The sequence below is a fragment of the Tsukamurella ocularis genome (genome assembly GCF_965138335.1).
Lineage (GTDB): Bacteria > Actinomycetota > Actinomycetes > Mycobacteriales > Mycobacteriaceae > Tsukamurella > Tsukamurella ocularis_A.
Map to the genome: position 1 here is coordinate 94,058 of NZ_CBCSDV010000006.1, position 20,222 is coordinate 114,279.

Below are 20,222 nucleotides of genomic sequence, written 5' to 3' on the forward strand. Positions count from 1 at the left end.
GCGCCCGCGGGCGCCGAACGTCAGGCGGCCGGGTCGGCGCGCAGGTGCTCCCGCGCGAATTCCAGCGCCTCCGTGAGCATCGCACGCCGCTCCTCGGGCGACTTCGCCGAGCCCGTCGCGATCTCCAGGATCACGTGCCCGTCGAAGCCCGACGCGGCGAGCCGGCGGCACACCTCGGCGGCCGGTTGGGTGCCGTGGCCCGGCACGAGATGCTCGTCCACGGCGGCGCCGAGGCCGTCGGTGAGGTGCAGGTGCCGCAGACCGTCGCCCATGCGGTCCATGAGCTCGAGGGCGTCGACGCCCGCAGTCGCGGTGTGCGAGAGGTCCAGGGTGTAGTTCGCGTAGCCGACGTCCGTCGGATCGATCGACGGTGCGAAGGCCGAGACCGCCGTGCCCGGGTGGCCGCGCCGCTTGAGCCGCTCCACGGACTCGACGCGGCGCCCGAAGAAGGCGTCGAGCCGCATCGGGAACATGTTCTCCACGGCGATCGCGACGGGGCTGTCGTCCTCGAGCTCGCTGACCAGGTCGACGAAGTTCTCGGCGTAGCGCCGCTGCCAGCGGAAGGGCGGGTGCACGACGACGGTGTCCGCGCCCAGGTCCTCCGCCGCGGTCACCGCGCGGCCGAGCTTGGCCATGGGGTCGGGCCCCCACACGCGCTGGCTGATGAGCAGGCAGGGCGCGTGGACCGACAACACGGGCACGTCGTACCGCATGGACAGGCCTGCGACGTTGGCGATGTCCTGGCTGGCCGATTCGTGCCAGACCATCAGCTCGACCCCGTCGTAGCCGGTCTCCGCGGCGTACCGGAAGGCGTCCTCGAGCTTCTCGGGATAGACCGAGGCCGTCGACAGTCCGACCGGTATCCCGCTCACGACGCCGAGCGTACTCAGTTCGAGCCGAGCGCCATCAGCAGCGGTCCGAAGGTGATCACCAGGCCCACGAACAGCGCGAGCCCCAGCGTCAGGTAGTCGGTGGTCTTGCGCAGGTAGTGCGTGAAGGTGACGATGCCGATGATCACGATGAACGCCAGCACGACGGTCAGCGCGATGGTCGGCCAGCCGCCGCCCCAGTTCCACAGCTTGAAGAAGCCGTAGAACAGGCCGGCGCCGGCCGCCAGGCCGAGCACGACCTCGGCGGCGAGCGCGGCCCAGCCGCGGCCCTTGCCCGACTCGGCCTTCTCGTCGGCGTCCGTCTCGCCCTCGGCGTCGCCCGGCTTCGCCAGGAAGTCGGGGGCCTCCTCGTCGGCGCGCGCGTCGTCGATCCGCCGGGCGCTCAGCGCCGCGGTGTCGGGCGCGGCGGGCGCATCGGCGGCGTCCAGGTCGGGGGTCGGCACGGCGACGGGCCGCACGTCGACGGTGTCGTCCGCCTCGATCTCGGCGAACCGGGACTGCCGCTCGCGGACCTGCGCGGTATTGAAGTCGGCGGTCGCCATGATCGGGGCCTCGGCCTGGTCCCAGCGCGACCACGCGTAGTCCTTGCCCTCCTCCGCCTGCGCGGCATCAGCGCCCTGCGCGGCGGCGGCGCCCTGCGCGGGCTCGGCGGCGGCAGGCGCGGCGGTCGGCTCGACATCGGGCTCGACGACGGGCTCCGCCGGCTGCGCGGGCTCCTGCGGCGCCTCCGCCTGCCGGGAGCCGCGGCCCCAGCGGAGCAGCCCGCCGCGGCGGCCCTCCGACTGCGCGGGCGCCTCGTCCGCGGCCGGAGCCTCGGGCTCCTGCGCCGCCGGCTCCTGCGCCGCCGGCTCCTGCGCTGCGGGCTGCTGCGGCGCGGGCGCCTCGACGGGGCCCGGGTCGGCCACGGCGGCGGCCAGGAACGAGGAGGTGATCGGCTCGTCGTCGTCCTGCTCGGCCTGCGCCGGCGCGGAGGCCGGCTCGACGGCGGGCGCCGCGGCCTCGGGCTGGACGGTCTCGGGCGCCGCAGCCTCGGCGGTCTCGGGCTCGACGACCTCGGGCTCGACGACCTCGGGCTGGACCGCCTCGGGCTGGACGGACTCGGGCTGGACGGACTCGGACGCGGGCTGCTGCGCCGGCGCCTGGTCCGCCGGGGCGGGCTGGTCGTCGCGGATGACGGGGATCTCACCGGTCAGTTCGGCGACGGTGATCGAGTTCTCACCGCCGCGATGGCGTCGGCGGCGGCCGCCCGTGGGTGCGGGCGGGGCGCCGCCCTCCCTGGCGAGCAGCTCCGCCAGCGAAATCCTTCGCTCCTCGCTCATGCACGTCACCGTCCTGTGGCTCATCGGCCTCGTGGGCCGCGCGCGTGCCGGAAAAGTCACACCCGCCACTCACGCCCTGTGTGGTCTCAGAAGATTCTACTGGTTCACCGCGGCGCAACCGTGGCGGCACACGCGGCGGTCCGTCATGTTACTTCGTCGCTTTAATGAGCTTTACCGCTGCTCTCCGGGGTGAAGCCCGCCTGCGTGTCCAGATACCGCAGGATCACGCCCTCGCGCAGCGCCCACGGGCAGATGTCCAACGCCTCGACCTTCATCGCCCGCATCGCGGCCTCGGCGACCAGCGCGCCGGCCACGATCTGGCCCGCGCGGTCGGAGCTGAGCCCGTCCAGCTCGCGGCGGTCGGATTCCGTCATCCGACTGATGAAGGCGATGAGCTGACTCAGGCCGCGCGCCGTCAGCGTCCGCTTGACGCGGGGCCCTGCGGACGAGGGCGCCGCACCGGTGAGGCGGGCGAGGGTGCGCATCGTCTTCGACGTGCCGGCGACGAGGTCGGGCGCGCCGACGGCCTGCAGTCGTGCTGCGGCGGGCGCGATCTCGGCGTCGAGCCAGTCGCGCAGCATGGCGACGCGGCGACGACCGGGCGGATCGTCGGGCAGCCACTCCCGGGTGATCCGGCCGGCACCCAGCGGGAGCGAGAGCGCGACGTCCGGCTCCTCGTCGACACCGTTGCTCATCTCCAGCGAGCCGCCACCGATGTCGATGTTGAGCACGCGGCCGACGCTCCAGCCGTACCAGCGGCGCACCGCGAGCGCGGTGAGGCGGGACTCGTCGGCGCCGGAGAGGACCTCGACGTCGACGCCCGTGGCCTGCCTGACGTGGGCGAGCACGGTGTCGGTGTTGCTGGCGTCCCGGACCGCGGAGGTCGCGAAGGCCATCACCTCGGAGCAGCCGGAGCTGCGCGCGATCTTCGTGAACTCCTCGACGGAGTCCACGAGGGCGTCCTCGCCGGCCTGGCTGAGCCGGCCGCTCGGCTCGATCTTCTCGGCGAGCCGCAGCGTGGCCTTGGTCGAGCTCATCGGCGTCGGGTGCGCACCCCAGTGGGCGTCGACCACGAGCAGGTGCACCGTATTGGACCCGATGTCGAGGACTCCCAATCTCACCCCGTCAATCTAGACCCGACTACGGTGGCCCCTGTGACCGACCTTCCGATGCCCGGCCTGCGGCGTCCTGTCCCGGAAGTCCCGCTGGACTTCCCGCGCGAGTGGCTGGAGTTCACCGATCCCGCCGACCCGCGGCACCTGATCGCCGCGGACCTGACCTGGCTGCTCTCGCACTGGACGTGCATGTTCGGCACCGCGTCGTGCCACGGGATCGAGCCGGGCCGCGACACCGACGGCTGCTGCAGCCACGGCGCCTTCCTCTCCGACAACGACGACAAGAAGCGCCTGAAGAAGGCCGTCGCCAAGCTCACCGACGACGACTGGCAGTTCCGCAGCAAGGGACTGGGCAAGAAGGGCTACCTCGAGGAGGACGACCTCGACGACGAGCCCGCGCTGCGGACCCGCCGGTACGACGGTGCCTGCATCTTCCTCAACCGACCCGGCTTCCCGGGCGGGGAGGGCTGCGCCCTGCACGCCATGGCCCTGCGGACCGGCGTGGAACCGCTCACCGTCAAACCCGACGTCTGCTGGCAGCTGCCCGTTCGGCGCACGCAGGAGTGGATCGAGCGGCCCGACGGCGAGCAGATCCTGCGCACCACGATCGGCGAGTACGACCGGCGTGGCTGGGGCGCGGGCGGACTCGACCTGCAGTGGTACTGCACCGGTTCGCCGGAGGCGCACGTCGGCGCCCAACAAGTGTGGCAGAGCTACGCCCCCGAGCTGACGGAGCTCCTGGGCGAGCAGGCCTACGCCGCGCTCGCCCGCGAGTGCGAGGCCCGCCGCGACACTCTCGTCGCCGTGCACCCGGCGACCGCCGCCGCGACCGAGCGGCAGAGCTACGACATGAAGTACGTGGAACTGTAGGCCCCCACCACAGCTGCACCGCCTGACTAAACAGCATTAGATCCAGCCACTCGCCTACTTAACAGCGTTAGTCCAGAACGCTTCCTGCGGAAACGTGTGCATCGAGTGCTACCTACCTGCGGGTAGCTGCACCGGCTGCTACCTACTCGGCGGTCGCGCGCGCGGCGTCGGGGCACGCGGCGCGCACGATCTCCTCGCACGCCACCTTCATGGCGCCGTACGCCTCGGGGCTCGGGTCGAGCGCCACGTCGTCGTGCAGGGCGGGGAGCAGTGGCAGGTCCGCCGCCCGGCGTCGCGACGTCGGCGTAGACGCTGATCGTGGAGACGAACACCCAGTGTGCGGCGGGCAGCGCTGCGACCGCGGTTCGCACCCAGGACGGTATCCGGGCCACGTCGATGACGATGTCGAAGGCACCGTCGGACAGCTCGGACGGAACCGGTCCGGCGGATCAGTCCCAACGGAAGAGGTGAGCACCGTCCGGCACGGTCCCGGATGTGCCCCGCGCTGCGCAGACGACCTGGTGGCCGGAGCGAAGCGCGGCGACCGCCACCTCGCGGGACAAGAAGGCCGTGCCTCCGAGTACGAGCAGTCTCATACCCACACGCTGCACCGGCCGGCGGCTGCGCGCGACCCGGCACTGCTACCAGCAGCGCGGCGACTACGGCTCGAGCTTGTAGCCCAGGCCGCGGACGGTGACCAGGTGCTTCGGGTTGGCGGGATCCGCCTCGATCTTGCTGCGCAGGCGCTTGACGTGCACGTCGAGCGTCTTGGTGTCGCCCACGTAGTCGGCGCCCCAGACGCGGTCGATGAGCTGCCCGCGGGTCAGCACGCGGCCGCTGTTGCGCAGCAGGTACTCGAGCAGGTCGAACTCCTTGAGCGGCAGGGTCACGGCCTCGCCGCCGACGGTCACGACGTGCCGCTCGACGTCCATCCGGACGGGGCCGCCCTCGAGCACCCCGTCGTCCAGGCCGTCCGCGGCGGCGGTGTCGGCGCCGCGGCGCAGCACCGCGCGGATCCGGGCGATGAGCTCCCGCGCGGAGTACGGCTTGGTGACGTAGTCGTCGGCGCCCAGCTCCAGGCCCACGACCTTGTCGATCTCGCTGTCGCGGGCGGTCACCATGATGACCGGCACGGACGAGCGGGCCCGCAGCTGCTTGCACACGTCGGTGCCGCTCATGCCCGGCAGCATGAGGTCGAGCAGGACGATGTCGGCGCCGGCGGCGTCGAAGTGCCGCAGCGCCTCGGCACCGTCGGTCACGACGGTGGTCTCGAACCCCTCCTTGCGGAGCAGGAACGCCAGGGGGTCGGCGAGCGACTCCTCGTCCTCGACGATCAGTACGTGTGTCACCGCAGTACATCCTCACTGTGGTCATCGCGCTCTGCAGGGTCCGCACCCGGCTCGACCGGCGCCGGCAGCACCAGCGTGAAGGTCGAACCCATGCCCGGTTTGCTCCAGAGCCTAATGGTGCCGCCGTGGTTCGCGGCGACGTGTTTGACGATGGCGAGACCGAGTCCGGTACCGCCGGTCATCCGGGACCGCGCCTTGTCGACGCGGAAGAAGCGCTCGAAGACGCGCTCCTGGTCTTCGGGGGCGATGCCGATGCCCCGATCGGTCACCGCGATCTCGACGGAGGCGGCACCGTCGTCCCCGGCGGCGGGGCGCAGGCGGCGACTGATCGAGACCTGGGTGTTCTGCGGGGAGTAGGCGATCGCGTTGGAGATGAGGTTCGACAGCGCCGTGAGCAGCAGGGTGTCGTCGCCGCGGATCTCGAGGCCCGAGGGCTCGTCGACGATGAGGGAGATGTTGTTCGCCTCGGCCGAGACCTGAGCGCGGGCGACTGCCTCGCCGACCACGTCGTCGACCTCGACGCTGCCGAGATCGGGGAGCCTCTCCGCGCCCTGCAGGCGGGAGAGGGCGATCAGCTCGTTGACCATGTTGCCCATGCGCGTGGATTCGACGAGCACGCGGGAGCCGAAGTGCCGCACCGCTTCCGGGTCGTCGTCGGATTCCAGGAGCGCCTCGGCGAGCAGGCCGATCGCGCCGACGGGGGTCTTCAGCTCGTGCGAGACGTTCGCCACGAAGTCGCGGCGCGTGGCCTCCATGCGCTGGTTCTCGGTGTCGTCGTCGGCGTAGACCACGGCGTACCGCTCGTCGGCCTCGAGCCCTTCGATGAGGTCCACGCGGCAGCGCACCGCGATGCTCGCCCGGTCGGACCGCCGCGAGACCGTCAGCTCGACGGTGCGGGGCGCCCCGGTCTCGAGGACGAGCGACGCGGCCTGCCAGACCCGGTCGTCGAGGAGCTGTTCGCGGACGAGGGAGAACTCCTCGGCGCGGGCGTTGCACGCGATGACGTCCCGGAACCGGTCCACCACCACGAGCCCGGTGGGCGAGTCACGGATCACCGCACGGTTGAGTTCGGCCACCGTCATGCGGGTCGGACCGGCCGGTACGGCCGTGGTCACCCGCTGCCGAACACGCCGCGCGAACCATCCGATGAGGGCGCCCACCAGGGCGGACACCGCACAGAGGGCCACAGTCACGCGGTCAGTGTACCCAGGTTCTCCTGCGATACTTCACATCGGGAACGACTGGTGAACAACGGGTTACCGGTCGGCGGCCACCTCGACAACGGAGGCGTACTCGGGGTGCTTCGTGACGTAGGCGGCGACGTACGAGCACACGGCCCGGGCCTTCTTCCCGGACGCGACGACATCGTCGAGGGCGGCCTTGGTGAGCACCGCCGCGTAGCCGTTGCCGCCGTACTCGGCGTCGACCACGGTGTGCGTGAGCAGGCGCACGTCCACCTCGTCGACGTAGTCCAGGTAGCCCGCCTGCTCGCCGTCGACGGTGAGCACGTAGCGCTCCTGTTCCGGGGAGTGGGTCACAGTCACGTCAGCCATGTGATCCAACCTATCGCCTGCGCGGCCCCGGAGCCTGAGGAAAAACTTAAGGGGCGGTACCGATTTCTCTCGGTACCGCCCCGTCGTTCGATCGTGGGACTACTTGGCGCCCTGGTTCGCCACTGCGGCGGCGCCGGCGGCGGCGGCCTCGGGGTCCAGGTAGGTGCCGCCCGGGTTGGCGACCGCGCCGTCCTCGGTGAAGGAATAGGTCAGCGGGATGCCGGTGGGGATGTTGAGCGCGGCGATGTCGGCATCGGAGATGCCGTCGAGGTGCTTGACCAGCGCGCGCAGCGAGTTGCCGTGCGCGGCCACCAGCACCGTCCTCCCCTGCGCGACCTGCGGCTCGATGACGGCCTGGTAGTAGGGGACGAAGCGCTTGACCACGTCGAGCAGGCACTCGGTGAGCGGCACCTGCGGCAGGTGGGCGTACCGCGGGTCCTCGGTCTGGCTGTACTCGTTCGCCGGGTCGATCGCGGGCGGCGGGGTGTCGTAGCTGCGGCGCCACAGCATGAACTGCTCGTCGCCGTACTTGTCCTTGGTCTCGGCCTTGTTGAGGCCCTGCAGCGCGCCGTAGTGGCGCTCGTTGAGACGCCAGTCGCGGACCACGGGGATCCAGTGCCGGTCGGCGGCGTCCAGCGCGAGGTTCGCGGTGGTGATCGCGCGGCGCAGCAGCGAGGTGTACAGGATGTCCGGCAGCAGGCCGGCCTCCTTGAGCAGCTCGCCGCCGCGGACGGCCTCGCCGCGCCCCTTCTCCGTCAGCGCCACATCGACCCAGCCGGTGAACTGGTTGGACGCGTTCCACTCGCTCTCGCCGTGGCGGAGCAGGATCAGGGTGCCGTAGGTCATGCGCCGTAGTTTAACGCCCGCCGGATCGGCCCACGCAGGTCCGCGACGCTCTCCGCCTCGGCCTTCGCGGGGCCGAGCGACCGGGCGCCGTACAACCGGTCGAAGAGGAGCCCCTCGAGCATGCTGACCAGGTCGGCCGCAGCCCGGCCGGAGTCGACGGTGCCGAGTGCCGCGAACAGGCCCGTCGCGAGCGGCACGGAGAACAGGCAGGTGGCGAGGTCCGCTGCGAGCCCGTCCGCGGCCGCGTCGGGCGCGAGGGCGTACCGCGCGAGCGCGTCGCGCCGGCGGTCCGTGAGCAGCAGGTGCAGCTGGTGCGCCATCACGTCCGCCGCGGCATCGGGGTCGACGGTGCGCGGCACCGCCCTCTCGAACTCGGCGCGCGACCGGTCCCGCAGGCGCCCGATCGCAGCGGTGAGCAGGTCCGTGCGGGTGCGGTAGTAGTACGACGTCGAGCCCTTCGGCAGCGCCAGCCGCTTGTCGACGGCGCCGTGCGTCACGGCGCGATTGCCGCCCTCGGCCGCGAGGTCGAGGACCGCCTCACAGATCGCCGTGCGCCGCTCGTCCACTTGCCCTCCCACCGTCGGATCCTCTATAAGAATAGAGCACTCTACTTCTATAGAGGAGATGGACATGGAACCGCTCATCGGCACCGTCGACGACACCGCGCGCTGGGTCGCGCACCATCGGGCCGTCGAATCGGCGCGCCCCGACGCGCTGTTCCACGACCCGTTCGCCGCGCGGCTCGCGGGCGTCGAGGGCGCGGCGATCGCGGAGGGTGCGGCGCCCGCCGCGGGCGGCGGCGACGGCTGGTACCTCACCGCCCGCACCGTGCTCCTCGACCGCGCCGTAGCCGCGGCGATCGCCGACGGCTGCGACACGGTGATCAATCTGGGCGCCGGCCTCGACGCCCGCCCCTACCGGCTCGACCTGCCCGCCGAGCTGGAGTGGATCGAGGCCGACCTGCCCGCGATCCTCGATCACAAGGCCACGGTCCTCGCGGCGGAGACGCCCCGGTGCCGGCTGCGGCGGGTGCCGCTCGACCTGGCGGACGTCGGCGCGCTCGCGGACCTGCTCGGCGGGCTCGCGGACCGTCGGGTCCTGGTCCTGTCCGAGGGCCTGATCATGTACCTCTCCCCCGACGAGGCCGACGCCCTCGCGGACACCCTGCTGGCCGCGGGCGCCGACCGCTGGTGCCTGGATCTCAGTGCCGCGGGCGTGGGATCCGTGATGGCCGAACGGAACCGCGGCATCCTGCGGCGGGCGCCGTGGCGCTTCCTCCCCGCCGACGGGGTGGCCCACTTCGAGGAGCGCGGCTGGCGCGCGGAGCGGATCGCGCCGCTGTTCCCCGCCGCCGTCGCCCTCGGACGGCTGGACTCACCCGAGGCGCACCGCCTGGCCGCGGGCCCGCAGCCCGACCCCCGCGACCCCGGCGACGCCCCGTGGAGCGGCGTCGTGACCTATCTGCCTACTGCGAATCCCGCCAGCGCAGCAGCGCTTCGATGACCGTGTAGTCGAACCCGGGCGCGGAGAGCTCGGCGGTGAACTGCGTGGCGCCCTCGGCGACGAGCTGATCGGCGAAGGCCAGGGCACCGTCGACGCCCATCCCGCGCGGGATGGCGATGTTGTGCGCGATGGACTTCGGGTCCCGGCCGATGCGCTCGCAGGCCCGCGCGAGCACCGCCGACTTGTGCCGGTAGGTCTCCAGGTCCACGAAGTAGTGCCACACCGAGGCGTACTGCGCGACCAGCGGGAGCGTCTTCTTCTCGCCGCCACCGCCGATGAGGATCGGAATGTCGCGCGTGGGAGCGGGGTTGAGCTTGCTCCAGCGCTCGGTGATCCGCGGCAGGGCCGCGCCCAGATCGTCGAGGCGCGAGCCGGCGGTGCCGAACTCGTAGCCGTACTCGTCGTAGTCGCGCTGGAACCAGCCGGAGCCGATGCCGAGGATCAGGCGGCCCTTCGAGATGTGGTCGACGGTGCGCGCCATGTCGGCGAGCAGGTCGGGGTTGCGGTAGCTGTTGCACGTGACCAGCGCGCCGATCTCGATCCGCGAGGTCTGCTCCGCCCAGGCGGCGAGCATCGTCCAGCACTCGAGGTGCGTGCCGTCGGGATCGCCCGACAGCGGGAAGAAGTGGTCCCAGTTGTAGACCACGTCGACACCCAGGTCCTCGAGCTTGGCGACGGCGTCGCGGAACTGCTGGTACTCGGTGAAGTGCTGGGGCTGAAGCTGAACTCCGATGCGCATGGCACCGACGCTACTCAGCGCGCCAGGGGCGCGCCGGACGAACCGGGAAGGACGGCGACGACCAGTACGAACGCCGCGGCCACCGCGACCGACACCGCGACCACCAGCCCCGTCCACCCGAGCGCCGCGAACGCCGCTCCGCCCGATGCCCCGAGCACCGACGAGCCCGCGTAGTAGCAGAACAGGTACCCCGAGGAGGCCTCCGCGCGGTGCTCGGTCGCGAGCCGCCCGACCCAGCCGCTCGCGACGCTGTGCGCCGCGAAGAAGCCCGCGGTGAAGACGACCATCCCGGCCAGCACGGCGGGCGTCGAATCCGGCAGCGTGAGATTCAGGCCCGCGCCCATGGTCGCGATCGAGGCCAGCAACACGCGCCGCCGGCCGCGCCGGTCCGCGAGCCGGCCCGCAGTGCCCGAGGAGACGGTGCCCGCGAGGTAGATGAGGAAGACCAGCCCGACGACGCCGGGCGCGAGGGCGAAGGGCTCCGCGAGCAGCCGGAACCCGAGGAAGTTGTAGACGCTGACGAATCCGCCCATGAGCAGGAAGGCGAGCACGAACAGCGTCGCGAGTTCCGGCCTGCGGAGATGGCCGAGCATGCCGCGCACCGTCTTTCCCACCGAGACCGGCTCGGGCACATGGAACCTCGACGCCGGCAGCGTGCGGATCATGACCACCGTCAACACCGCCGCCGCGACCGCGAAGAGCTCCATGGCGCCGCGCCAGGCCATCACGTCGAGCCCCACCGCCGTGACCACGCGACCGAGCAGACCACCGATCGTCGTGCCGGCGACGTACCGCCCCATCGCCCCGCCGAGGTCGCGCCCGTCCACCTCCTCGGCCAGGTAGGCCATGGCGACCGCGGGCACGCCGGCGAGCGCGATCCCCTGCAGCGCACGGAGGATCAGCAGCACCGGCAGATTCGGCGCGAGGGGGATCACCAGACCCAGCAGCACGGCGGCCACGACCGACGCCGTCATCACGGGGGTCCGGCCGAAGCGCTCCGAGAGCGCGCTGACGGGGATGATCGCGAGCGCCAGCAGCCCGGTGGTCACGGAGACCGCGAGCGCCGAGACGGCCGGCGCCGCGCCGAAGACGCGGGTCAGCTCGGGGAGCACGGCCTGGGTCGAGTACATCGAACCGAAGGTGGTCAGGCCCGCCACGAACAGCGCCAGGGTGGTCCGACGGTACGCGGGCGTCCCGGCCCGGAGCGGCGCGGTACCGAGGTTCGAGGCGGTGGCGGTCATGGGCCCCACCCTGCTCCCGAACCGGCGATGTGTGAAATGCATGGATCTGTCGATCCTGATAGAAAGAACGCATGACCGCAGCTGGCAGGCCCACTCCGAGTACGTCGGACGACCTCGCACGGTTCATCACGCTGGCCGAGACCCAGCACATGACCGATGCTGCGGCGGCGCTGCGGATCACCCAACCCACGCTCTCGCGCACGCTGGCGCGGTTGGAGTCGGACATCGGGGCACCGCTGTTCGACCGGCGGCACGGGCGCCTCGTGCTCAACGCCAGCGGCGAGATCTACCTCGACCACGCGAGGCGCGCGCACGCCGAGTTGGAGGCGGCGCGCGCGCAGATCGCGGACCTGCGCAGCCCGTCGCAGGGCACGATCCGGCTCTCCTTCCTGCACTCCTTCGGCGTCGCGCTGGTACCGCGGCTCGTCTCCGGCTTCCGCGCGCGGGAGCCGCGCGTGACCTTCGAGCTCTCGCAGTTCGCCGCCGGGACCGTCACCGAGCGGGTGCTCGCCGACGAGGCCGACCTCGCGATCGTCTCGCCCCGCCCGGCCACCAGCGCCGTCGCCTTCGGCCTGCTCGCAGTGCAGCGCCTGGCGCTCGCCGTCCCCGCCGGCCACCCCCTGGCCGAGCGCGCGTCGGTGCACCTCTCCGAGGCGGCCGATGCGGACTTCATCACGATGCACCCCGAGTTCGGCCTCCGGCGCATCCTCGAGGAGCGTTGCGCCGCCGCGGGTTTCCGGCCGCGGATCGCCTTCGAGTCCTCCGAGTCGTTCACCGTGGCCGGCCTCGTCGCGGCGGGTCTCGGGGTGGCACTGCTGCCCGTCGACGAGGACCCGCTCTGGCCGCCCGGCCTCGTACTGGTGCCCATGTCCGGGCCCGCGCCCACCCGCGAGGTGGGACTCATCTGGCGGCCCGACACCGCCCTGCCGCGCGCGGTGCGCGCGTTCCGCGACTACGCGCTCGACGCCTGATCGCGACCGGCGACGACGAAGATCCGGCGGAACGGCAGCACCGTCCCGAAATCCTGTGGCGGGTAGGCGATGTTCAGCTCCGTCTTGTACCGGGCGACGAAGTCGTCGCGCTCGGCACCGTCGAGCCGCGCGAGCACCGGGCGCGCGCCGGTGCCGGAGATCCACTCGAAGACGGCGTCGGGTCCCTGCAGCACGTGGAGGTAGGTGGTCTCCCAGGCGTCGATCTCCCAACCGGGGCGCTGCAGCGCCGCAAGGTATTCCGCGGGGTCGCGCACGTCGATGCGGCGGAAGTCGGTGATGCCGTACTCCGCCGCCAGGTCCCAGAGGAGCGCGTGCGAGGGCGCGTCCTGGTTGCCCGGCACCTGGAAGGCGAAGGCGCGGGCGGCACCGTCGGCGGTGGCGGGCAGCAGGTCGATGTGCCGATCGACCCACTGGTACATGGCGTTCGAGACGATCACGTCGGGGCGCTCGCCGTCGGGGCGCCACGCGACGGCGTCCCCGACCGCGAAGGTCGCGCGGGGATCGGCGACGTCGGCACGGGCGCGCTCGATCATCTCCGCGCTGGAGTCGACACCGTGGATCGCGGCCTCCGGCCAGCGGGCGCGGAGCGGTCCGACGTCGTTGCCCGGGCCGCACCCCAGATCGACGACGGTGCGCGCGTCACCGGGCACGCGGGCCAGCAGGTCGAGGAACGGCCGAGTGCGCTCGTCGCCGTAACGGAGGTACTGAGATGGATCCCATCGGTGCGAAGTCATACAATCATCCAATCAATTTGAGTGGAGAGGTGGACTGTGACTGATACCGCGACGAACGATCCGCACGTGCTGAGCATCGACCACGTGGACCTGGTCCGCACCGGTCGCAACCTCCTCGACGACGTCTCCCTCACCGTGCGCCGGGGCGAGCACTGGGTCCTGCTGGGCGCGAACGGGGCGGGGAAGTCGACGCTGCTCGGCCTCTGCGGTGCGGTCACGCACCCGACGCGCGGCACCGTCGACGTGCTCGGCAAGCGCCTCGGCCGGGTGGACATGCGCGAGCTGCGCACGCACATCGGGCACGTCAACCCGCGCCACCGCCTCGACGCCCCGCTCACCGTGCGCGACGTGGTGATCACCGGCGTGACGAACACGCCGGAGTTCCCGCCGCGCTGGGCGCCGACCGAGGCGCAGCGCGCCCGCGCGGAGGAGCTCGTCGAGACGCTGGGGATGTCGCGCCACGTGGAGTCGCGGTGGCCGACCCTCTCCCAGGGCGAGCGCGGGCGCGCGCTGATCGCCCGCGCACTCATGGGCGATCCGGCGCTGCTGCTCTTGGACGAGCCGGCCACAGGGCTCGACCTCGCCGCGCGCGAACGCCTCCTGACCACCGTCGACGGTGCGCGGCGCGCCCACCCCGAGCTCGCCTCGATCCTGGTGACCCACCACCTCGAGGAGATCCCCGTGACCACCACGCACGCCGTGCTGATCCGCGACGGCCGCATCACCGCGGCCGGTGCGGTCGGCGACGTGCTGACCACCGACGCGATCAGCCACGCCTTCGACCACCCGATCTCCATCGCCCGCCAGGACGGTCGCTGGACGGCACGGTCCCACTGACGGAGCGCATCGCGGCAATAGTGCTCCATACTGAATACATGGATGCAGGCGCCGCAGTCATCATCGTCTTCGCCATCGCGGTCACGGTCGTTCCCATCATCCTCATGGTCATCGTGCGTCGCCGACAGAAGCGCGGCGAGTGGTCGGGCGGCTTCACCCCCGGCTTCCGGAAGTGGACGCTCGGCGAAGAGGACGAGTGGAGAAACGTGCCGCCGTCCAGTCATCACATCGGCAGCAGCGACCACAGGCCTCCGCCCACGGGCGAACACTCACATCCGGGGCGATAGACGACCCGCTGCGCAGCCGCTTACTGCGACGCAATCAGCGCGTACAGGTAATGGTCGCGACGTTCACCACGTACGACCTTGAGGGCACGGAGAGTTCCCTCACGGACCATCCCGGCCTTCTCCAACACCCTTGCCGACGCCAGGTTGTCCACGTCGCACGTCGCTGCGATTCTGACGAGCCCGAGCCGATCACGCCCGATCCCGATCAGCAGCCTCGCTGCTTCGGTTGCGTAGCCATTCCCCCATACTTCGGGGGACAGTGAGTATCCCAACTCCCCGACCATGTTCGCCGAATCTGTCTGCCACACTGCAGCGCTGCCGACAACGTGACCCCTCACGATCACAGCGAGCTGGAAGGCATCCGCCGAAGGCGTCAGTCGCTCGGTGAGGAAGCGGTGCGTATCGGAAGGGCTGTTCGGCCCCCACGTCATGAACTCGCACACGCGCGGGTCGGAAGCGAAGGCGTGAACGGCGGCGAAGTCGTCGGGTAAGAACCAGCCCAAGCTCACCCGCTCGCCGTTCGCGACCACGTACCTCTGCCCTACTGCGCCCATACCATGACTGCCTACCAGATCGTGATACCCGCAAATGACAAGTGAGCGAATGCGCGACGCGGGTGGGTCTCCCTCGCTCGCTCCGCGTCGCCGCTCAGAATGGTGGCGGTTGAAGGGGCTGCGTGTCGTCGTAGACCAACCCCGCAGCAAGCGCCTCGGCCCGCTCCCGCTCCCTGGCACGTTCCTCCGCCATGGCGGTGCGGTTTTCGCGGTGTTCCTCACGCAGGAGCTGATTCTCCGCGCGGAGGGTGCGGCGGGCTTTCGCTCGTCGTTTCGCGGCGGATGCGAGCCCGTCGGGGTTCTTGAGTTTCGGCGGCGCCGGCTCGGGGGCGTCCCAGATGATCCGTTCGAGCCCCGGCAGGAGTTCCCGGGCGGTGCCGGGCGGCACGGTGTGAACTCCACCGGCGGGGTGCCGCCATTCGACGGTGCCGTCAGGCAGGACATCGGAGAGCCATCCGGTTTCGGTCTTGATGCGGTGATGGAATCCGCACAGTGGCACCAGGTTCCCTGGGGTGTCGCGGCCGGCGACGGTGGTCGGCCCGCCCGCGGTGGGGTCGTCGTGGTCGTACTCGGAGACGTGGTCGGCCTGGCACCGATCCGAGGGAGTGTTGCAGCCGGGGAAGACGCAGGTGGGGTAGGTCAGGCGCATGACGAGCAGCTGGTACCAGGTGGGCCGGTAGCCCCCGGCGCCGCGGAGGTGGACCTCGCCGGTGGCGGCGTCGCGGCGGCCGAGGACCCGCCACTGCGTGTTGCCGGCAGCGATCAGCTCTCGCGCCTGTTCGACGGTGACCGGGCCGGTGATTCCCGGTTCCCCCGTGAGTACCACTGCGCCACGGACCGCGTCGACGCCGTTCCTCGAATCGGCGTCGTCCGCACCATGATCGCTGAAGAGGTCAGGGGTCGCGCCGTCGTCCGCCACGACGTCAGCGAGATCGGTTTCGTTGAGCACGATCACCGCCAGCGCCTGGATCTCCTGCGACACCGCCCCGGTCCGCGGGCGCGCTTCGCGCAGATCGCACGATTCCCTGCCGCACAGGCACGCCAGGCTCTCGTATCCCTCAGCCAGCGCGACGAGCGCGGCCACCTGCCGCTGCCCCAGGGTGCGGCCATCGTCCCGGCACACCGACCGCGCCACCGGCCCGACCAGCGCGGACAAGCGCAACACCTGCTCCGTCGGCATCACCGCCTCCAGATCGACCAGCCCGTCCGCGCGAGCGTGGAATTCGAGCCGCTCCCGCGGCGGCGCCGGGGGCGTCTCGCGTGCCGCCGCCGGATCCAACCGCACCAGAACACCCTTCGCCGCCTCCGCCACCGCCCGCACCGTGAGCGACTGCCCGCTGCGGGCGGCGAGCCAGGCCGTGATCCGCTCGTCGAACATGGCCGCGACCCGATCGTCCAGGACCGCCGCCGACGCGCGCAGCACCTCCCGCACCGACGGCAGCGACACCTCCCCCGCCGCGAACGCCTCGAACAGTCGCGGGCAACGTTCCCGCAGATCCAGCCCACGATGCACCGCCGATCCCGCCGCCGTGCGACCGACGCCCAGCGCGGCGCCGACCTCCGCCACCAGCTCGTCCCAGTCGTCGATGAAACGACGCGGGGACTCCTCGCGGATCCGTCGCGCGTCGTCACGAATCTCGTAGAGCCTGGTCAGCATCGCCGATCGTTCCGCCTCCAGTCGGTTCTGCTCGGCCGCCAGCACCCGCAGCCGCGACAGCACGCCCGCCGCACTCAGCCCGGACACCGCACCGTCGAGCACCGGCGGCAGCGGAGTGAGCACCCGCCTGCCGAGGGTGAACGCGTCGTCCGAATAGCTCATACATTCAATTCTACCGAGCAATATCGAACGAATACAGGTCTTGACAAGGCTTTTCTTCGACAACATATCGAACAGACGATGATTGTCAGTGGATTGCGCTTCACTGAGCCCAGCCACCGATCACAGGAGAACTCATGCCGTTCATGGCACCCCCGGCCGAGACGGAGCGCGCTGGCCTGCGCGGCTTCCTCGCCCAACAGCTCGACGGTCTGCGGCACACCGCGTTCGGTCTCACGGAGGCGCAGATCCGCCTCTCCCCCACCCGCAGCGCGCTCACCGTAGGCGGGCTGCTCAAGCACGTCACGCTCACCGTCGACGCCTGGTCCGCGAGGGCTGAGGCGGCACCGGAGCTGTTCAGCGACCCTCGGCTCGACGCGATGGCCGAGGGCGACGACTTCCGGCTCGGCGAGGACGAGACGCTCGCCTCCCTGCTCGCCGCCCACGACGTCGCCGCCGCGCGCGTCCTGGCCGTCGCGGACGGGGCGGATCTCGACGCGGTCGCGCCCGCACGCCCCGCACCGTGGTTCGCCGAGGACTTCGCGGGGTGGACGGTGCGCTGGATCCTGCTGCACGTCATCGAGGAGGTGGCCCGCCACGCCGGCCACGCCGACATCCTGCGCGAGCAGATCGACGGTGCCACCGGCTACCCGCTCATCGCCGCCGCCGAGGGCCTGGGCGACCTGGGATTCGTCGAGCCCTGGACGCCGTCCGCGCGGTAGCGCCGTCCGCTCGCACGATTTCCGGTTGACTTCGAGTGCACTCGAAGGCTTAGCGTTGCTCACGTGGTCGCACACACCGAAGAACTCGCCTCCATCGTCCGCTCCCGCGGGCCGCTGCCGAACACCGCCGAGATCCTCGCCGGGCCGGCGCAGGAGGGGCCGCTCACCGTCGCCGAACTGGCGGAACTGGTGGGCGTCTCGGGCCACACGCTGCGGTACTACGAACGGATCGGGCTGGTCACCGTCGACCGCGACGGCGCCGGCCACCGCCGTTACGGCCCACAGGCGATCGCGCGGGTCATCTTCCTGACGCGACTGCGCCTGTCGGGCATGCCCATCGCCGACATCACGGAGTACGTGCACCTGGTCGACGGCGGGGACGCCACTGTCCCCGCCCGGCTCGCACTCCTCTCCGCCCACCGCGCCCGCACGCTCGCGCAGATCGAGGAGCTGCAGTACTCGCTCGCGGTGATCGACTACAAGATCGCCACCTACGGCGGCGAACTCGGCACCTGCGCCGGCGAAGCCGCCGACTCCGCCGCGCCCCACCACTCCCAGGAGGACTGACATGATCCCCACCCGCACCCTCGGCACGCTGCAGGTCTCGGCCCTCGGCCTCGGCTGCATGGGCATGAGTCACGCGTACGGCGCCGCCGATCCCGACGAGGCCCGCGCCACCCTGGAGGCGGCGCTGGCCGCCGGCGTGACCTTCTACGACACCGCCGACATGTACGGCAACGGCGCCAACGAGGAGTTCCTCGCCCCGTTCGCGGCGGCGCATCGCGACGAGATCGTGCTCGCCACGAAGTTCGGCTTCGTCAACGACGAGAACGCCAGGCCCGTCGGCATCGACGGCCGCCCGGAGCGGGTGGCCGGGTGCGTCGACGGCTCGCTGCGCCGCCTCGGCGTCGATGTGATCGACCTCTACTACCTGCACCGCGTCGACCCGCAGGTCCCCGTCGAGGAGACCGTGGGCGCGATGGCCGAGCAGGTCGCGGCGGGCAAGGTCCGCGCCCTGGGCCTCTCGGAGGCGAGCGCCGACGACATCCGCAGGGCCGCCACCGTGCACCCGATCGCGGCGCTGCAGTCCGAGTACTCGATCTTCACCCGCGACGTCGAGGACGGCCCGCTGCAGACCGCCCGCGAGGTGGGCGCCGGTCTGGTGCCGTTCAGCCCGCTCGGGCGGGGGCTCCTCACTGCCGACCGCAAGGCCGTGGCGGCGGCGCTGGAGGGGAACGACTTCCGGAACTCGATCCCTCGCTGGCAGGGTGAGAACCTGGAGGCCAACCTGCGCCTCGTCGACCGGATCGACGCCATCGCCGCTGACCTCACCGCCGCCGGCGCCGGGTCCGACGGTGCGCCGGTGACCGCCGCGCAGGTCGCACTCGCCTGGGTGCTGGCGCAGGGCGACGACATCGTCCCGATCCCCGGTACCACCCGCCGCACGCATCTCACCGACAACCTCGGCGCCGCGGACGTCACGCTCAGCGGGGCGCAGCTCGCCGAGCTGACCGAGCTCTCCGCGGTCGGCAGCCGCCTGCCCCAGCGCACACTGCAACAGCGCTGATCAGCGCGCGGTGGTGGCGAGTCCCGCGAGCTGGTGCTGCCACCACTGCGCGAAACGGAGCGAGAAGACCTGCAGCGGGAAGCCGTGCCGCGCAGCGTTCTCCGGCGGGATGGTGTCCCAGCCGAAGTGCTGCACGGTGACCCGCGTGGAGGGCGGGTCGTCCCGCACCGCGGCGAACGAGACGTGCAACTCGGTGTCCTGATCCGGCTCGAATCCGGCCTGGCGCCAGCCGATCACGAAGCCGTGCGGCGGGTCCCACGCGCGGACGCCGCCGATGACGAACTCGGTGCCGTCGTCGTACCGCTCCAGCAGCCGGCCCGACGGCCCGGTCTCGAAGACCATCGTCCCCGTGCGCCCGCGGGTGAACTGGAACAGTCCGTTGTGCACCCACCAGTCGTCGATCCGGTCGGTGAACGCCGCGAAGGCGCGCTCGGGCGTCGCGGGCACGCGCAGCGCGACCAGTACGCGCGAGGCGTCGGGCGGCGTCACGATTCCTCCGCGAGCAGGTCCTGGAAGGCGGTGAGCTGCTGCGCCCAGCCGCGTTCGGCGGCCTCGAGCCACCCGCGCAGCTCGGCCATCGGCGCCGACCGCAGCGTGTAGATCCGCACCCGGGCGTCGTGCGCGGGGTGCTCCTCGGTGACCAGACCGGAGGTGCGCAGCACCCGCAGGTGCTTGCTCAGCGTCGACGGGCTCGCCCCGGTCTCCTCCGCCAGTTCGCCCGGCCGACGGGGCCGGTCGGCGAGGAGTTCGACGACGCGGCGGCGCACGGGGTCGGACAGCGCCGCGAGGGTCGCGTCCAGCTGGGGCGCCGTCACGACCAGTTCTTCGCCCGGATCGACGTGCCGATGGCCGCCTCGGCCTCGGCCCGGCTGACGTCGCGGACGTGCATCGAGAAGGTCCACGTGTGGCCGTCGAGGTCGGCGGCCCGGTAGGTGCGGTCGCCGTAGAACTGGTCCTCGGGCTCCTGCACGATCGTCGCCCCGGCGGCGCGGGCCCGCTCGCAATGCGCGTCGATGCCCTCCGCGAGCCCGATGTGCAGGGACTGGGTGTTCACTCCGCCGACACTGGCGGGGCTGCGCGCCGAGTCCGTCCACTCCGAACCGATCATGATGCGGCCGCCGCCGCAGTCCATCTCGTAGTGGCCCATCGTGGGCTGTCCCGGCGGCGGGTCGATCGCCATCGTCGTCTCGAAGCCGAACGCCCGCTCGAGCCACTCGAGGGCGGCCGGGGCGTCGCGGTAGATCACTGCTGCGGTGAGTACGTTGCCATCCATACTTCGCAATTATTT

General features: G+C 71.6%; 23 protein-coding genes and 1 pseudogene. 8 read left to right on the forward strand and 16 right to left on the reverse strand.

Translation table 11 applies throughout. The annotated features are described in order from the left end of the window. Positions 1-20: 20 nt before the first annotated feature. The 3 genes from ACNAYW_RS08060 to ACNAYW_RS08070 all read right to left on the reverse strand — a co-directional run bounded on the left by ACNAYW_RS08060 (position 21) and on the right by ACNAYW_RS08070 (position 3,330). A complete protein-coding gene (locus tag ACNAYW_RS08060) occupies positions 21-872 on the reverse strand; it encodes a sugar phosphate isomerase/epimerase family protein (RefSeq protein WP_415849185.1) in 852 nt (283 codons plus the stop codon). A 14-nt stretch (positions 873-886) separates the two neighbouring features. Continuing rightward, positions 887-2,209, reverse strand: a complete 1,323-nt coding sequence (locus ACNAYW_RS08065) for a hypothetical protein (protein ID WP_415849186.1) — start codon at positions 2,207-2,209, stop codon at positions 887-889. A gap of 161 nt (positions 2,210-2,370) precedes the next feature. After that, a complete protein-coding gene (locus tag ACNAYW_RS08070; protein WP_415849187.1) occupies positions 2,371-3,330 on the reverse strand; it encodes a Ppx/GppA family phosphatase in 960 nt (319 codons plus the stop codon). A gap of 48 nt (positions 3,331-3,378) precedes the next feature. On the opposite strand from ACNAYW_RS08070, the gene ACNAYW_RS08075 reads away from it, so the two are divergent. Further along, positions 3,379-4,194: a hypothetical protein gene (locus ACNAYW_RS08075; protein ID WP_415849273.1), complete on the forward strand. Its 816-nt coding sequence runs from the start codon at positions 3,379-3,381 to the stop codon at positions 4,192-4,194. A gap of 659 nt (positions 4,195-4,853) precedes the next feature. On the opposite strand, the gene ACNAYW_RS08080 is transcribed toward ACNAYW_RS08075, so the two are convergent. The 5 genes and pseudogenes from ACNAYW_RS08080 to ACNAYW_RS08100 all read right to left on the reverse strand — a co-directional run bounded on the left by ACNAYW_RS08080 (position 4,854) and on the right by ACNAYW_RS08100 (position 8,520). Beyond that, the gene (locus ACNAYW_RS08080) at positions 4,854-5,543 is read right to left on the reverse strand and encodes a response regulator (protein ID WP_415849188.1); all 690 of its coding nucleotides are present in this window, start codon (positions 5,541-5,543) and stop codon (positions 4,854-4,856) included. Beyond that, a pseudogene (locus ACNAYW_RS08085) lies at positions 5,482-6,736 on the reverse strand (sensor histidine kinase); the annotation flags it as partial. The pseudogene ACNAYW_RS08085 and the gene ACNAYW_RS08080, both read right to left, overlap by 62 nt. A 63-nt stretch (positions 6,737-6,799) precedes the next feature. Continuing rightward, positions 6,800-7,096 (reverse strand): GNAT family N-acetyltransferase, encoded by a 297-nt coding sequence (locus tag ACNAYW_RS08090; RefSeq protein ID WP_415849189.1) that lies wholly within the window; start codon positions 7,094-7,096, stop codon positions 6,800-6,802. A 99-nt stretch (positions 7,097-7,195) separates the two neighbouring features. After that, positions 7,196-7,942, reverse strand: coding sequence for a phosphoglyceromutase (locus tag ACNAYW_RS08095; RefSeq protein ID WP_415849190.1), 747 nt, complete (start codon positions 7,940-7,942; stop codon positions 7,196-7,198). Next, a complete protein-coding gene (locus ACNAYW_RS08100; protein ID WP_415849191.1) occupies positions 7,939-8,520 on the reverse strand; it encodes a TetR/AcrR family transcriptional regulator in 582 nt (193 codons plus the stop codon). The genes ACNAYW_RS08095 and ACNAYW_RS08100 overlap by 4 nt, the downstream gene beginning before the upstream one ends. 46 nt (positions 8,521-8,566) lie before the next feature. Between ACNAYW_RS08100 and ACNAYW_RS08105 the strand changes: the two genes are divergently transcribed. Then, complete coding sequence (locus ACNAYW_RS08105; protein ID WP_415849192.1) at positions 8,567-9,445, forward strand: class I SAM-dependent methyltransferase; 879 nt, start codon at positions 8,567-8,569, stop codon at positions 9,443-9,445. On the opposite strand, the gene ACNAYW_RS08110 is transcribed toward ACNAYW_RS08105, so the two are convergent. Beyond that, the gene (locus tag ACNAYW_RS08110; protein ID WP_415849193.1) at positions 9,408-10,184 is read right to left on the reverse strand and encodes an LLM class F420-dependent oxidoreductase; all 777 of its coding nucleotides are present in this window, start codon (positions 10,182-10,184) and stop codon (positions 9,408-9,410) included. The genes ACNAYW_RS08105 and ACNAYW_RS08110 overlap by 38 nt on opposite strands. 14 nt (positions 10,185-10,198) lie before the next feature. Further along, positions 10,199-11,425, reverse strand: coding sequence for an MFS transporter (locus ACNAYW_RS08115; RefSeq protein WP_415849194.1), 1,227 nt, complete (start codon positions 11,423-11,425; stop codon positions 10,199-10,201). Between the two features lie 71 nt (positions 11,426-11,496). Here ACNAYW_RS08115 and ACNAYW_RS08120 point away from each other — a divergent pair, with 71 nt between their 5' ends. Beyond that, positions 11,497-12,396 (forward strand): LysR family transcriptional regulator, encoded by a 900-nt coding sequence (locus tag ACNAYW_RS08120; RefSeq protein ID WP_415849195.1) that lies wholly within the window; start codon positions 11,497-11,499, stop codon positions 12,394-12,396. Here ACNAYW_RS08120 and ACNAYW_RS08125 read toward each other — a convergent pair. Beyond that, a complete protein-coding gene (locus ACNAYW_RS08125) occupies positions 12,378-13,151 on the reverse strand; it encodes a methyltransferase domain-containing protein (RefSeq protein WP_415849196.1) in 774 nt (257 codons plus the stop codon). The two genes, ACNAYW_RS08120 and ACNAYW_RS08125, sit on opposite strands and share 19 nt — an antisense overlap. 36 nt (positions 13,152-13,187) lie before the next feature. Here ACNAYW_RS08125 and ACNAYW_RS08130 point away from each other — a divergent pair, with 36 nt between their 5' ends. Both ACNAYW_RS08130 and ACNAYW_RS08135 read left to right on the forward strand, forming a co-directional pair. Continuing rightward, positions 13,188-13,988 carry an ABC transporter ATP-binding protein gene (locus ACNAYW_RS08130; protein WP_415849197.1) on the forward strand — a complete coding sequence of 267 codons (801 nt, stop codon included), beginning with the start codon at positions 13,188-13,190 and terminating at the stop codon, positions 13,986-13,988. Positions 13,989-14,026: 38 nt separating this feature from the next. After that, positions 14,027-14,275 (forward strand): hypothetical protein, encoded by a 249-nt coding sequence (locus tag ACNAYW_RS08135; protein WP_415849198.1) that lies wholly within the window; start codon positions 14,027-14,029, stop codon positions 14,273-14,275. 20 nt (positions 14,276-14,295) lie between these two features. Here ACNAYW_RS08135 and ACNAYW_RS08140 read toward each other — a convergent pair whose 3' ends face one another. Further along, positions 14,296-14,805 (reverse strand): GNAT family N-acetyltransferase, encoded by a 510-nt coding sequence (locus tag ACNAYW_RS08140; RefSeq protein ID WP_415849199.1) that lies wholly within the window; start codon positions 14,803-14,805, stop codon positions 14,296-14,298. A gap of 118 nt (positions 14,806-14,923) precedes the next feature. Next, complete coding sequence (locus tag ACNAYW_RS08145; RefSeq protein WP_415849200.1) at positions 14,924-16,765, reverse strand: HNH endonuclease signature motif containing protein; 1,842 nt, start codon at positions 16,763-16,765, stop codon at positions 14,924-14,926. 17 nt (positions 16,766-16,782) lie between these two features. On the opposite strand from ACNAYW_RS08145, the gene ACNAYW_RS08150 reads away from it, so the two are divergent. From ACNAYW_RS08150 to ACNAYW_RS08160, 3 genes are all read left to right on the forward strand, one after another. Then, positions 16,783-17,367 (forward strand): DinB family protein, encoded by a 585-nt coding sequence (locus ACNAYW_RS08150; RefSeq protein ID WP_415849201.1) that lies wholly within the window; start codon positions 16,783-16,785, stop codon positions 17,365-17,367. A gap of 63 nt (positions 17,368-17,430) precedes the next feature. Further along, a complete protein-coding gene (locus ACNAYW_RS08155; protein ID WP_415849202.1) occupies positions 17,431-17,934 on the forward strand; it encodes a MerR family transcriptional regulator in 504 nt (167 codons plus the stop codon). 1 nt (position 17,935) lies between these two features. Beyond that, a complete protein-coding gene (locus ACNAYW_RS08160) occupies positions 17,936-18,934 on the forward strand; it encodes an aldo/keto reductase (protein WP_415849203.1) in 999 nt (332 codons plus the stop codon). Here ACNAYW_RS08160 and ACNAYW_RS08165 read toward each other — a convergent pair whose 3' ends face one another. The 3 genes from ACNAYW_RS08165 to ACNAYW_RS08175 are packed head-to-tail and all read right to left on the reverse strand — an operon-like array spanning position 18,935 to position 20,207. Beyond that, complete coding sequence (locus tag ACNAYW_RS08165; protein ID WP_415849204.1) at positions 18,935-19,423, reverse strand: SRPBCC domain-containing protein; 489 nt, start codon at positions 19,421-19,423, stop codon at positions 18,935-18,937. After that, positions 19,420-19,749: an ArsR/SmtB family transcription factor gene (locus ACNAYW_RS08170; protein ID WP_415849205.1), complete on the reverse strand. Its 330-nt coding sequence runs from the start codon at positions 19,747-19,749 to the stop codon at positions 19,420-19,422. The genes ACNAYW_RS08165 and ACNAYW_RS08170 overlap by 4 nt, the downstream gene beginning before the upstream one ends. Further along, positions 19,746-20,207 carry a VOC family protein gene (locus ACNAYW_RS08175; RefSeq protein WP_415849206.1) on the reverse strand — a complete coding sequence of 154 codons (462 nt, stop codon included), beginning with the start codon at positions 20,205-20,207 and terminating at the stop codon, positions 19,746-19,748. Before ACNAYW_RS08175 ends, ACNAYW_RS08170 begins: the two co-directional genes overlap by 4 nt. Positions 20,208-20,222 lie beyond the last annotated feature (15 nt).